The 13135-nt window shown below is 68.3% G+C and carries 11 protein-coding genes; 5 read left to right on the top strand and 6 right to left on the bottom strand.

Annotated features, from left to right (window positions below):
* Positions 1 to 9 precede the first annotated feature (9 nt).
* The 4 genes from BC358_RS18160 to BC358_RS18175 all read left to right on the top strand — a co-directional run bounded on the left by BC358_RS18160 (position 10) and on the right by BC358_RS18175 (position 5887).
* A complete protein-coding gene (locus BC358_RS18160; RefSeq protein WP_079366920.1) occupies positions 10 to 2577 on the top strand; it encodes an FtsX-like permease family protein in 2568 nt (855 codons plus the stop codon).
* Positions 2577 to 3677: a lipocalin-like domain-containing protein gene (locus tag BC358_RS18165; RefSeq protein ID WP_079366921.1), complete on the top strand. Its 1101-nt coding sequence runs from the start codon at positions 2577 to 2579 to the stop codon at positions 3675 to 3677. Before BC358_RS18160 ends, BC358_RS18165 begins: the two co-directional genes overlap by 1 nt.
* 155 nt (positions 3678 to 3832) lie before the next feature.
* Positions 3833 to 4066, top strand: coding sequence for a hypothetical protein (locus BC358_RS18170; protein ID WP_079366922.1), 234 nt, complete (start codon positions 3833 to 3835; stop codon positions 4064 to 4066).
* 33 nt (positions 4067 to 4099) lie between these two features.
* The gene (locus tag BC358_RS18175) at positions 4100 to 5887 is read left to right on the top strand and encodes an ABC transporter transmembrane domain-containing protein (protein WP_079366923.1); all 1788 of its coding nucleotides are present in this window, start codon (positions 4100 to 4102) and stop codon (positions 5885 to 5887) included.
* 224 nt (positions 5888 to 6111) lie between these two features.
* Here the strand turns inward: BC358_RS18175 and BC358_RS22160 are convergent, their stop codons facing one another.
* The 6 genes from BC358_RS22160 to BC358_RS18200 all read right to left on the bottom strand — a co-directional run bounded on the left by BC358_RS22160 (position 6112) and on the right by BC358_RS18200 (position 11860).
* The gene (locus tag BC358_RS22160) at positions 6112 to 6252 is read right to left on the bottom strand and encodes a hypothetical protein (RefSeq protein WP_164868443.1); all 141 of its coding nucleotides are present in this window, start codon (positions 6250 to 6252) and stop codon (positions 6112 to 6114) included.
* Positions 6253 to 6314: 62 nt separating this feature from the next.
* Positions 6315 to 7307, bottom strand: a complete 993-nt coding sequence (locus BC358_RS18180) for a dipeptide ABC transporter ATP-binding protein (protein ID WP_207959325.1) — start codon at positions 7305 to 7307, stop codon at positions 6315 to 6317.
* The gene (locus tag BC358_RS18185; protein ID WP_079366925.1) at positions 7307 to 8281 is read right to left on the bottom strand and encodes an ABC transporter ATP-binding protein; all 975 of its coding nucleotides are present in this window, start codon (positions 8279 to 8281) and stop codon (positions 7307 to 7309) included. The genes BC358_RS18180 and BC358_RS18185 overlap by 1 nt, the downstream gene beginning before the upstream one ends.
* A 19-nt stretch (positions 8282 to 8300) precedes the next feature.
* Entirely contained in the window at positions 8301 to 9158 is an 858-nt protein-coding gene (locus BC358_RS18190) for an ABC transporter permease subunit (protein WP_066150124.1), read from the bottom strand.
* Positions 9155 to 10183 carry an ABC transporter permease subunit gene (locus tag BC358_RS18195; RefSeq protein ID WP_079366926.1) on the bottom strand — a complete coding sequence of 343 codons (1029 nt, stop codon included), beginning with the start codon at positions 10181 to 10183 and terminating at the stop codon, positions 9155 to 9157. Before BC358_RS18195 ends, BC358_RS18190 begins: the two co-directional genes overlap by 4 nt.
* Positions 10184 to 10267: 84 nt before the next feature.
* Positions 10268 to 11860: an ABC transporter substrate-binding protein gene (locus BC358_RS18200; RefSeq protein WP_079366927.1), complete on the bottom strand. Its 1593-nt coding sequence runs from the start codon at positions 11858 to 11860 to the stop codon at positions 10268 to 10270.
* Positions 11861 to 12065: 205 nt separating this feature from the next.
* Between BC358_RS18200 and BC358_RS18205 the strand changes: the two genes are divergently transcribed.
* Positions 12066 to 13043, top strand: coding sequence for a dipeptidase (locus tag BC358_RS18205; protein ID WP_079367117.1), 978 nt, complete (start codon positions 12066 to 12068; stop codon positions 13041 to 13043).
* The last annotated feature ends 92 nt before the right edge of the window (positions 13044 to 13135 follow it).

The following is a 13135-nucleotide window of genomic DNA, read 5'->3' on the forward strand; positions in this document are numbered from 1 at the left end:
GCTCACACGATGTTTGCGCTGCTCAAGACCTACTCCTGGCAGGAACTGCGCCACCACCCCTGGCGCACGGCCGCTGCCGTGGTGGCGGTGATGCTGGGGGTGGCCCTGGCGCTGGCGGTGCAGCTGATCAATGCATCGGCGCTGGCGGAGTTTTCCGGGGCGGTGAGCGCGGTGAACGGTCAGCCCGACCTGTCGCTGCGCGCGCGCCAGGGTGGGCTGGACGACGCGCTGCTGGAGCCGGTGGCGCAGGCACCCGGTGTGGCCGCCGCAAGCCCGGTGCTGGAAGTGTCCACCTCGGTGCCGCTCGCCAATGCCCGGCGCCAGGGCGTGCGGCTGGTCGGCGTGGATGCGCTGTCGGTGGCCGCCGTCTCACCCGCGCTGATGCCGCGGCCCACGCCGCGCGACGATCCGGCCGCCCAGGGACGCTTCGAGCTGTTTGCCCCCGATGCGGTGTTCCTCAACCCGGCGGCGCGGCAGGTGCTGGCGCCCTCGGGCGATCTGCCGGCCACGCTGCAGGTGCAGAGTGGCTTGGAACGCGCGACCCTGCGGGTGGCCGGCAGCGTCAACGCGCCCGGCGCGCCCATGCTGGTGATGGACATCGCGGCGGCGCAGGCGCTGATGGGCCGCACCGGGGAAGTCAGCCGCATCGACCTGCGCCTGGCGCCAGGCACCGACACCCAGGCACTGCTGCGCGGGCTCGCCCTGCCGCCCCACGTGATCGCCCAGCCGCCGGGCCAGGCGGGTGAGCGCGCCGACAACCTCTCGCGCGCCTACCGGGTCAACCTGACCGTGCTGGCGCTGGTGGCGCTGTTCACCGGAGGCTTCCTGGTGTTCTCGGTGTTGTCGCTGTCGGTCGCGCGGCGGCAGCAGCAGATTGCGCTGCTGGGCGTGCTGGGCCTGTCGGCGCCGGAGCGGCTGCGTCTGGTGCTGGCCGAGTCGGCGGTGCTGGGCCTGATCGGCAGCGCGCTGGGCGTGGCGCTGGGCACCGGCCTGGCTGTGGCCGCGCTGCGGCTGCTGGGAGGCGACCTGGGTGGCGGCTACTTTTCGGGCGTCGCACCCTCGCTGCACTGGAGCACGCCCGCCGCCCTGGTCTACGGCGCACTGGGCGTGGTCGCCGCCCTGGTCGGCGGCTGGTGGCCGGCGCGCGCCGCCGCCGCCATGGCGCCGGCCCTGGCGCTGAAGGGGCTGGGGGCATCCGGCCCGGTGTCCCGGCGAAGCCACCGGCTCGCTCTGGGGCTGATGGTCCTGGCCGCAGCCCTGGCCTGGGCACCGCCGGTCGCGGGCATTCCGCTGGCCGCCTATGTGTCGGTGGGCCTGCTGCTGGTGGGCGGCATCGCGGCGCTGCCGCTGGCGGTGGGCGCTCTGCTGGACCGCGTGGCGCCCCGTGTGGCCAGGCTGGCCCTGCCCCTGCTGGCGGTCGAACGCTCGCGGCGCCTGCGCGAGACCGCCGCCGTGGCCACCAGCGGCGTGGTCGCGAGCCTGGCGCTGTCGGTCGCGCTGACGGTGATGGTGGCGAGCTTCCGCGACTCGGTGACGCAGTGGCTCGACGGCGTGCTGCCGGCGCAGCTGTATGTGCGCAGCGCGGGCAGCGGCGCGCAAGGGCAGGCCCTGCCGCCGGACTTCGTGGCCGCGGTGCGCGCGGTGCCGGGCGTCAACCGTGTCGACCCGCTGCGCGCCACCGAGGTGCTGGTCGACCCGGCCCGGCCGGCGGTGACCCTGCTGGCGCGGCCACTGGTGCACGACGACACCGGCGTGCCCGGCCAGCGCCTGCCCCTGGTCGGCGACGCGGTGATCCCGCCGGTGGGCGCGGTCGCGGTGTACGTGAGCGAGGCCATGGTGGACCTGCACAGCGCGCGCCCGGGCGGCGCGCTGGACGCGCTCGCCCCGGCGTTCCCGGCCCTGCCGGCGGGCACCCGCTTCTTCGTGGCCGGCGTGTGGCGCGACTACGCGCGCCAGCACGGCAGCGTGGTCATCGACCTGGCCGACTACCAGCGGCTCTCGGGCGACCGCCGCGTCAACGACCTCGCCCTGCACCTGTCGCCCGATACCGACGAAGACACGGTGCGCGAGGCGGTCCGTGCGCTGGCGCAGTCCGCGGGCGCACAGGACCTGATCGAGTTCGCCTCGGCGGGCCAGATCCGCGCCACCTCGCTGCGCATCTTCGACCGCAGCTTCGCCGTCACCTACTGGCTGCAGGCGGTGGCGATCGGTATCGGCCTGTTCGGCGTGGCGGCCAGCTTCAGCGCCCAGGTGCTGGCGCGGCGCAAGGAGTTCGGGCTGCTGGCCCACCTGGGGCTGACGCGCCAGCAGATCCTCGGCGTGGTGGCGCTCGAAGGCCTGTCGTGGACCGCCCTGGGGGCGCTCGCCGGCTTGGCGCTCGGGCTGGCGGTGAGCGTGGTGCTGGTGCACGTGGTCAACCCGCAGAGCTTTCACTGGACCATGGAGCTGTCGCTGCCCTGGTGGCGCCTGCTGGCGCTGTGCGCCGCCGTGGTCGCCGCCGGCACGGTCACGGCCTGGCTGGCCGGGCGCGCCGCCGCCGGCCGCGATGCGGTCCAGGCGGTCAAGGAGGACTGGTGATGGACGGTCTCACGCGCCGCGCGCTGATCGCCGCCGGGCTGGCGGCGCCGCTGCCTGCGCTTTCACGCGATCTGGTGCCGCGCCCGCTGGTGTTCCCGCGCGACCACGGCACCCACAACGACACGCGCACCGAGTGGTGGTACCTGACCGGCCACGCAAAAGACGCCAGCGGTCGCGAGTTTGGCTTCCAGATCACGTTTTTCCGCAGCCGCGTCGACGGCACCGAAGCCCTGCCCGGCCGCCTCGCCGCGCGCCAGCTGCTGTTCGCGCACGCCGCCATCACCGACGTGCACAGCGGCCGGCTGCTGCACGACCAGCGCATCGCGCGCTGGAACGGCGAACCGCCGGCGCGCACCGAGCGCGCGGTGTTCGCCAGCACCGAAGACACCCATGTGGCGATCCGCGACTGGTTCCTGCGCCGCGAGGCCGACGGCCGCTACACCACCCGCGCCCCGGGCGACGAGCTGCAGATCGACCTGGAGGTCACGCCCACACAGGCCTGGCTTCTGCAGGGCGACCAAGGCTTCTCGCGCAAGGGCCCCGAGCCATCCCAGGCCAGCTTCTACGTCAGCCACCCGCAGCTGGCGGTGCGTGGCACGCTGGACCTCAAAGGACAGCGGTTCGAGGTCCAGGGCACGGCCTGGCTGGACCACGAGTGGAGCGAGGCGCTGATACACCCCGATGCGGTGGGCTGGGACTGGTTCGGCATGAACCTGGAGGGAGGCCACAGCATCACAGCCTTCCAGCTGCGGCGCGCAGACGGCAGCAAGCTCTGGGCGGGTGGGTCCTTCCGCGCCGCGGGCAGCGCCCAGAGCCCCACCGACATTTACCGCTTCCTGCCCGGGGAGCTGGACTGGGTGCCGCTGCGGCACTGGACCAGCCCGCGCACCCGTGCGCGCTATCCGGTGGAGTGGATGGTGCGCACACCGGGCGACTTCTACACCGTCAAGGCGGTGATCGACCCACAGGAACTGGACGCCCGGGGCAGCACCGGCACCGTGTACTGGGAAGGTTTGTCCAACCTGTTCGACAGCAATGGAAAACGCGTCGGCCGCGGCTACCTGGAGATGACCGGCTACGCGAAACGCCTGGTGCTCTGAGCACACAAAGGCGGCGGGCGGTCTCAAAAAGGGAGAAACCCCTAAAACGCGCTCACTCGTTGCAACCCATAACGGTTTTACCCATAATGTTGCGCTGCACCATGGGTACCACCACTGCTCCCCTGCAAGTTGGCCTTGAGGACCTCCTCGGCGACATGCAACACGCCCGCCGCACCGGCGACATGGGCCGCCTGGCCCTGTTGGCCTACTGCGAGGTGCGCCGCTGGGCCCGTCAGGCCGGCGAGCCCGAATTGGCTGATCGCTCGACCGCACTGATCACCCGCCACCCCTATGCCAGCCGCGACCAGTTCATGGCACAGATCGACGACCTGATCGGTGAACTGGAACGCGCCCATTCCCGGGTCATCGGCCGCCACGCATCGCTGTAAGCGAAGCCGCCGTCGAGCCGGCACACTTGGGGCATGAGCACCCCCTCGCCGGCAGACCGCCCCCGCGCCACCACCCCCACATCCCTGAGCGGCCTGCTGCCGTTCCTGCGGCCCTACCGCTGGCAGATCGCCGGAGCCCTGCTGTTTCTGACACTGGCCGCCGTGGCCACGCTGCTGTTCCCGCTGGCACTGCGCCAGCTGATCGACGGAGGGCTGGTGTCGGCCGACCGCGGCGACCAGACCATGGCGCTGCGCGGCCATTTCCTGCAACTGTTCGGCGTGGCGGTGCTGCTGGGCCTTTCGTCGGCGGTGCGTTTCTACTTCGTCAGCTGGATCGGCGAGCGCGTCACGGCCGACCTGCGCAATGCCGTCTACAGCCATGTGCTGCGACAGAGCCCGCAGTTCTTCGAGACCACCCAGACCGGCGAGGTGCTCTCGCGCCTGACCACCGACACCACCCTGGTGCAGACCGTGGTCGGCTCGTCGATGTCGATGGGCCTGCGCAACGCGGTCACCGGTATCGGCGCGCTGGGCATGCTGATCTGGACCAACCCTTACGTGATGACGCAGGTGCTGCTGATCCTGCTGCTGGTGGTGGCGCCCAGCATGTGGTTCGGCCGGCGCGTGCGCAAGCTCTCGCGCGCCAGCCAGGACCGCGTGGCCGATTCCAGCGCCATTGCGGCCGAGGTGCTCAACGCGATTCCGGTGGTGCAGAGCTACGCGGCCGAAGACCGCGAGGCGCAGCGCTTCTCGGCCTCGACCGACAGCGCCTTCCTCACCGCCGTGCGGCGCAGCCGCGCCCGCGCCGCGCTGATCGCCTTCATCATCATCAGCACCGCGGCCCTGCTGCTGTGGGGCCTGTACCAGGGTACGCAGGCGGTGATCGCGGGGCAGATCAGCGCCGGCCACCTGGGCCAGACCGTGGTCTACATCATCATCCTGGCGGGCGCGGTGGCGGTGCTGGGCGAGGTCTACGGCGACCTGCTGCGCGCGGCCGGCGCGAGCGAGCGCCTGATGGAGCTGCTGGCGCTGCGCTCGCCGGTCCAGTCGCCGGCGCAACCCGTGTCGGTGCCCTGGCCGCAGGGCGGCAGCGCGGTGCGCTTTGACAGCATCACCTTCCACTACCCTTCGCGCCCGGACCAGGCCGCCCTGTCGGACCTGACGCTGGACGTGGCACCGGGCCAGACCGTGGCCCTGGTCGGTCCCAGCGGCGCCGGCAAGACCACGGTGTTCGGACTGCTGCTGCGCTGGTACGACCCGGCCGCGGGCACCATCACGCTGGACGGCACACCGATCCAGCGCATGGACCTGCAGGCGCTGCGCGGGCGCATCGGCATCGTGCCGCAGGACCCGGTGATCTTCTCGAGCAGCGCGATGGAGAACATCCGCTACGGCAAGCCCGGCGCGAGCGACGAGGAGGTGCGTGCCGCCGCAAAGGCGGCGTTTGCCGACGAGTTCATCACGCGCCTGCCCGAGGGCTACGACACCTTCCTGGGCGAGCGCGGCGTGCGGCTTTCGGGCGGCCAGCGCCAGCGCATTGCGATCGCGCGCGCCATGCTCAAGAACCCGCCGCTGCTGTTGCTGGACGAGGCGACGAGTGCGCTGGACGCGCAGAGCGAGCGTATGGTGCAGGCGGCGCTGGAGTCGGCGATGAAGGACCGCACGACACTGGTGATCGCGCACCGCCTGGCCACGGTGCAGCAGGCCGACCGCATCCTGGTGCTGGACCACGGCCGGCTCGTGGAGCAAGGCACGCACGCCGAGCTGGTGGCGCTCGGTGGGGTGTATGCGCGGCTGGCTGCTCTGCAGTTTTCTTCCTGAGTTCTTGTTGGTTTGATCGCCTGCACCTCGCGCAGGGTGATGGCGGCAGCCCCGTGCTCCGGCCCACGCTCGCCGTCGGAGGAACGGGTTCGCAACCGCTGCTGCGTCAACACCGGTACCGCTCGCACACTCTGTGGCAACGGCGAATGGGGCCTGCGCCCGGGGCTGCCGCCATCACCCTGAACCAACGCACGAGCGCACCACGGACAACGCAAGCTCAAACCTCACTCGGGGCAGGTGGTGCGGGTGGACGGGCGCAGTCCCCATTCGCGGTTGCCCACGCGCTGGATCACCACAGAGTCGTTGACGAAGTGCCGCAGGCACACCCGCGCAGACCCCCGCGAGGTGGGACGGAGAACGACCACCCGCACCACCTGCCCTTGCCAGCAAAGCCAGAGCGCCGAATGAAAAACGTCAGAGCAAGAAGTCAGACGTGGTGACAAGCCACCAGCCGCCCTTCAACTTCGCGCAACAGCGGCAACTCGGAAGAACAACGCGCATCCGCCCGAGGACAGCGCTTGTGAAAAGCACAGCCAGAGGGAGGGTTCAGCGGACTCGGAAGCTCACCCGTGATCGGAATCTTCTTCTGCCGCTGCGCCGGATCGATCGAGGGCGTCGCCGACAGCAACGCCTGCGTGTACGGATGCAGCGCGCGTGAAAACAGCGCCTCCTTCGGCGCCGACTCCACCACCCGCCCCAGGTACATCACCATCACATGGTCCGCGATGTGTTCTACCACCGCCAGGTTGTGCGAGATGAACACATAGGCCGTCTGCAGCTGTTCCTGCAGGTCCATGAACAGGTTCAGCACCTGCGCCTGGATCGACACGTCCAGCGCCGAGGTCGGCTCGTCCGCCACCAGGATCTTGGGCTGCAGCACCATCGCCCGCGCAATCGCGATGCGCTGGCGCTGGCCGCCCGAGAACATGTGGGCGTAGCGGTCGGCGTGCTCCGGGCGCAGTCCCACGCGCTGCAGGATCTCCTGCACCTTCTGCTTTCGCTCGTCTGCAGACAGCGTGGTGTTCAGCAGCAGCGGCTCGGCGATCTGGTGACCGATTTTCTGGCGCGGGTTCAGCGAGGCATACGGGTTCTGGAACACCATCTGCACCTGGCTGCGCAGCCGCTTGTACTGCGTGCGGTCGCCCGGCACGACCCATTCGCCGCCGACCTGCAGGCGGCCCTCGGTCGGCTCCTCGATCAGCGTGAGCTGGCGCGCCAGCGTGCTCTTGCCGCAGCCCGATTCACCCACCACCGCCAGCGTCTGACCGGCGGCAAGCGAGAAGGACACATCGACCAGGGCCTTGACGGTCAGCTTCGGTTTGAACGCGCCCTGCGACACGCCGTAGTGGCGCGTCAGTGACTCGGCCTGCATCACGGGTGCAGCGGACGGACTCATCGGTGATTGGTTTGGATTGTTCATCACGCCACCTCCTCGGCCACGAGGGGGAAGAAGCAGCGTACCTGGGTGCCCTCATGGGCGAGCAGTCCGGGGCGTTCGATCTGGCAGCGTTCCTGCACCTTCGGGCAGCGCGGTGACAGCAGGCAGCCGGCCGGCCGGTCGTGCTGCCCGGGCACGATGCCCGGCAGCGTGTGCAGGCGACGCGCGCCGCGGCTGTGCTCGGGCACGCTCTGCAGCAACGCGGCGGTGTAGGGGTGCGAGGGCGTGGCAAACAGCCGGTCCACCGGGCCTTGCTCGACCACCTGGCCCGCGTACATCACGGCCACGCGCTGCGCCACTTCGGCCACCACCGCCAGGTCGTGCGTGATCAGGATCAGCGCCATGTGGTGCGCCTGCTGCAGCTGCACCAGCAGCTCCATGATCTGCGCCTGGATGGTCACGTCCAGCGCCGTCGTCGGCTCGTCGGCGATCAGCAGCTTGGGGTTGCAGGCGATCGCCATCGCGATCATCACGCGCTGCGCCATGCCGCCGGAGAACTGGTGCGGGTAGCTGTCCAGCCGGCTCTGCGCGCCCGGGATCTCGACCATCTGCAACAGCTCCAGCGCCCGCGCGCGCGCCGCCGCGCCGCGCAGGCCCATGTGCTCGCGCAGCACCTCTTCAAGTTGGTAGCCGACGGTGAAGCACGGGTTCAGCGAGGTCATGGGGTCCTGGAAGATCATGGCCATGTCCTTGCCCAGGATCTTGCGCCGCTGCCGGTCGCTGATGGTGAGCAGGTCCTGGCCGTCGAAGTGCAGGCGCTGCGCGTTCACGCGCCCCTGCCCCGCGAGCAGGCCCATCATCGCCATCATCGAGACCGACTTGCCCGAACCCGACTCGCCGACGATGCCCAGCACCTCGCCCTGGTTCAGCTGCAGGTCGAGGGAATCGACCGCGCGAAAACCGCGGCCCTTGGCGCCGAACTCGACGCTCAGTTGTTGGATGTCCAGAAGGCTCATGTTGGTATTCCTTGCCCGTTCATGAGGCCGACTTGAGTTTGGGGTCGAGCGCGTCGCGCAGACCATCGCCCACCAGGTTGATCGCCAGCACCGACAGCAGGATCGTCAGGCCCGGCAATGTCACCACCCACCAGGCGCTCTCGATGTAGTCGCGCGCCGAGGCGAGCATGGTGCCCCACTCGGGCAGCGGCGGCTGCACGCCCAGGCCGAGGAAGCCCAGCGCTGCGATTTCGAGGATCGCGGCCGAGAAGCTCATGGTGGCGTGCACGATCAGTGGCGCCGTGCAGTTGGGCAGCACGGTCACGAACATCAGGCGCAGCGTGCGCGCGCCCGACAGCCGTGCGGCCGTGACGTAGTCGCGCTTGAGCTCACTCATCGCCGAGGCGCGCACCAGGCGCACATAGGCCGGCAGCGACACCAGCGCGATCGCAATCATGGCGTTGACCAGACCCGGACCAAGGATGGCCATGATGGCCACCGCCATCAGCAGCGAGGGCAGTGCCATGACGATGTCCATCACGCGCATGATGGTCGAGTCGACCCACTTGCCGGCGAAGGCCGCCACCAGACCGAGGATCACCCCCGGCACCAGCGCCATCAGCACCGACACCAGACCCACCAGCAGCGACAGCCGCGCACCGTGGATCAGCCGCGAGAGCAGGTCGCGGCCGAGCTCGTCGGTGCCCAGCAGGAACTGCGAGCTGCCGCCGGCCCAGACGGGGGCCTGCAGGAAGTGGTCGCGGTACTGTTCGATCGGGCTGTGCGGTGCGACCAGCGGCGCGAACAGCGCCAGCAGCACCACCACGGCCATGAACAGCAGACCGGCCACGGCCCCTTTGTTGAGCGAAAACGCCCGCCAGAATTCTCTGAAATTCATGAGGTCACCCGGATGCGAGGGTTGGCCACACCGTAGAGCAGATCGACGGTGAAGTTGGTCAGGATCACCAGGGTGGCGACCAGCAGGATGCCGTTCTGCACCACGGGGTAGTCGCGCCGTCCGATCGCTTCGATCAGCCACTTGCCGATGCCCGGCCAGGAGAAGATGGTCTCTGTCAGCACCGCGCCGCCCATCAGCGTGCCGACCTGCAGGCCGACCACGGTGAGCACCGGAATCAGCGCGTTGCGCAGCGTGTGCACGAAAACCACCCGCGAGGGCGACAGACCCTTGGCACGCGCGGTGCGCACATAGTCCTCACGCAGCACCTCCAGCATGGACGAGCGCGTCATGCGCGCGATCACCGCCAGCGGGATGGTGCCCAGCACGACGGCCGGCAGGATCAGGTGACGCACCGCATCCCACCAGGCGCCGGCGTTGAGCTCGGGGTCGGCATGCTCGGCCAGCCAGGCGTCGATGAGCATGAAGCCCGTCTGCGGCGGCACATCGAACATCAGGTCGAGTCGCCCGGACACCGGTGTCCAGCCCAGGCCGACCGAAAAGATCAGGATCAGCAGCAGACCCCACCAGAAGATCGGCATCGAATAGCCGGTGAGCGCACCCGTCATCACTGTGTGGTCCAGCCAGGTGCCGCGCTTGACGGCCGCGAGCACGCCCGCGATCACGCCGAATAGCAGCGCGATCAGCAGTGCGCACAGCGCGAGTTCCAGCGTGGCCGGGAACAGCGACTTGAACTCGGTCCAGACGCTGGCCTGGGTCTTGAGCGACTGGCCCAGATTGCCCTGTGCCAGATCGGCCAGGTAGCGGCCGTACTGCACGTACAGCGGCTGGTCCAGCCCGAGCTTCTTGAGCGCGGCGGCGTGCATTTCGGGATCGAGCGTGCGCTCGCCCATCATGACCTCCACCGGATCACCCGGGATCAGCCGGATGAGCGAGAAGGTCAGCAGCGTGATGCCCAGAAAGGTGGGTATGAGCACCAGCAGTCTTTGGAGAAGGTATCTCAGCATGAGAGAACACTCCTTGTTGTTATGCAAATACAAAAAAAGCAGGCGTCAAACCTGACGCCTGCCATGTGAGCCAAAGCGAAGACTTTACTTCACGCCCACGCCTTCGAAGTTGTAGTCGCCGAAGGGGCTGATGACGAAGCCGGACACGTTCTTGCGCATCGGCTGGTTGACCGTCGAGTGGGCGATGGTCGTCCAGGGCAGGTCTTTCTTGAAGACTTCCTGCGCCTTCATGTACAGCTCGGTGCGTTCCTTCTGGTTGGTGCTGTTGCGGGCCTTGAGGGTGTAGCCATCAAATTCCTTGCTGCAGTAGCGCGCGTAGTTGGAACCACCCACGGCCTCGCAGGTCAGCAGCACGCCCAGGAAGTTGTCGGGCGAGGCATAGTCCCCGGTCCAGCCGATCAGGCCGGTGTCGTGCTCGCCGTTCTTCATGCGCTTGAGGTACTCACCCCATTCGTACTGGGTGATCTTGGCCTTGATGCCCACCTTGGCCCAGTCGGCCTGGATCATTTCGGACATCAGCTTGGCGTTGGGGTTGTACGGGCGCTGCACCGGCATGGCCCAGAGGGTGATCTCGGTGCCTTCGGCCACGCCGGCCTTCTTCAGCAGCTCCTTGGCCTTCTCGGGGTTGTAGGCGGCGTTCTTCAGGTTCTTGTTGTAGGACCACAGCGAAGCCGGGAACGGGTTGGCGGCTTCCTGGCCCTGGCCCTGGTAGACCGCGTCGATGATCGCCTTGCGGTTGATCGCCATGTCCAGCGCCTGGCGCACTTCCAGCTTGTTCATCGGGGCCTTCTCGGTGTTGTACGAGAGGTAGCCGATGTTGAAGCCCGGGGCGGTGTCGACCTTCAGGTTGGAGTCGGTCTTCATCGCGGCAATGTCCTGCGGCTTGGGGAAGGACATGATGTGGCACTCGCCGGCCTTGAGCTTCTGGAAGCGCACCGACGCGTCGGTGGTGATCGCGAAGATCAGGTTGTCCACCAGCACGTTCTTGGCGTTCCAGTAGTCCTTGTGCTTGGCGTAGCGGATCTGCGCGTCTTTCTCGTAGCGGCGCAGCACGAACGGGCCGGTGCCCACGGGCTGCTGGTTGATCATGCTGGCCTTGCCTTCGGCCAGCAGCTTGTCGGCGTACTCCTTGGAGAGCACGGAGGCGAACGGCATGGCCAGTTTGACCAGCAGGTCGGGATCCGGCTTCTTGAGCTTCACGACCACGGTGAGCGGATCGGTCTTGGTGACCGACTCGGTGTTGCTCTCCAGACCCACGTCGGATGCGTAGGGGAACTGCGCCGGGTAGGCCTTGTTGAAGGCGTGCTCCTTGTTGACCATGCGCTCGATGGTGAAGATCACATCGTCGGCGGTCAGGTCACGACCGGGCTTGAAGTAGTCGGTGGTGTGGAACTTGACGCCCTTGCGCAACTTGAAGGTGTAGGTCAGGCCATCGGCGGAAATGGCCCAGGACTCGGCCAGGCTGGGTTCGACGTCGGTGCCGCCCTTCTTGAACTGGGTCAGGCGGTTGAAGAGCGCGTGACCGGCGGCATCGAAGGTGGTGCCGGCCGTGTATTGCGCGGTGTCGAAGCCTTCCGGGCTGCCTTCGGAACAGTAAATCAGCGTACCTGCGGCATGCGACGCAGCGGCAACAGCCGTCAGGCTCAGCGCCAGCGCCAGTTTCTTCACTTCAAACATAGGGTCTTCCTCAAGTTATGCGGGCGCAGCGAAGTGCTCGCCCGTCGGGTGAAAAATGATTATCAAGACAAATGCCTGTGCCGCTGTCACCTGCGTTGGTGCCACTGGTGTTGAACCACAGGTCCACTTGACCCGCATCAAGAACTGCAAAATCGGTGCCATCTCGCGCCGCCTCGCTGAAAGCGCCACAACCACCAAGGACCCCATGATTCGCTGGGAAGCCCACACCTGCCTGCCCCTGCACCCCGACGCCAGCTTTGCACCACTGGAGCACTACCGCACCGCGGGCGTGCACTACGTGAGCATCAATGTGGGCATGGACATGAACCCGCTGTCGCAGATCCTGCCGGTGATCGCGGCGTTTCGCGCCCGGCTGCTTGCAGCACCTGATCGATACCTCCTGCCGGACACGGTAGCCGACATCGAACGCGCGCGTCACGAGGGAAAACTCGCGGTCGGCTTCGACCTCGAAGGCGCACTGCCGCTGCTGGAACGGCCGGAAATGGTGGCGCTGTACCGCGACCTCGGCGTGCGCCAGATCCACTTCGCCTACAACCGCAACAACAGCGTGGCCGGCGGCTGCCACGACGCGCCGCAAGGCCTGACCGCGCTGGGGCGCCGGATGGTCGAGGCGATGAACGCGGCGGGCGTGATCATCGACTGCTCGCACACCGAGCGCCGCACCACGCTGGACATCATGGCCCACTCGGACCGGCCGGTCGTGTTCAGCCATGCCAATCCGCTGGCCCTGGTCGAACATGGTCGCAACATCACCGACGAACAGATCCGCGCCTGCGCCACCACCGGCGGCGTGGTGTGCATCTCCGGTGTCTCCAGTTTTCTCGGCGCCGAATCGCCCGCCGCGAGCGACATCGTGCGCCACCTGCTGCACGTCGCCGAGCTCGTCGGGACCCGGCACGTCGGCCTGGGACTGGACATCGGCTTCGGAGAACCCGGCCTCGACGACGACCCGCCCCCGCCCTTTGATCCGGAGTACTGGTGGCCCGCTGGCGCGGGCTACGGCCGCGGCATCCGGCAGATGCGGTACGCATCGGTCGACACCTGGAAGCAGCTGCCCGAGGCCCTGCGCGCGGCGGGCATGGACGACAACGACATCGACGGCATCCTCGGTGGAAACATGGCACGGGTGGCCCGGCAGGTCTGGGAACGACCACCCGCCTGACAACCAGGGTTATGCAGCAGGCGCATAACGGAATGGCAACTCGGCCTTGGACAGTGGTGGCACCCGGTCCTTACAGTCCCGGCCATCGGCTC

The sequence above is a fragment of the Hydrogenophaga sp. H7 genome (assembly GCF_002025745.1).
Taxonomy (GTDB): Bacteria; Pseudomonadota; Gammaproteobacteria; order Burkholderiales; family Burkholderiaceae_C; genus Hydrogenophaga; species Hydrogenophaga pseudoflava.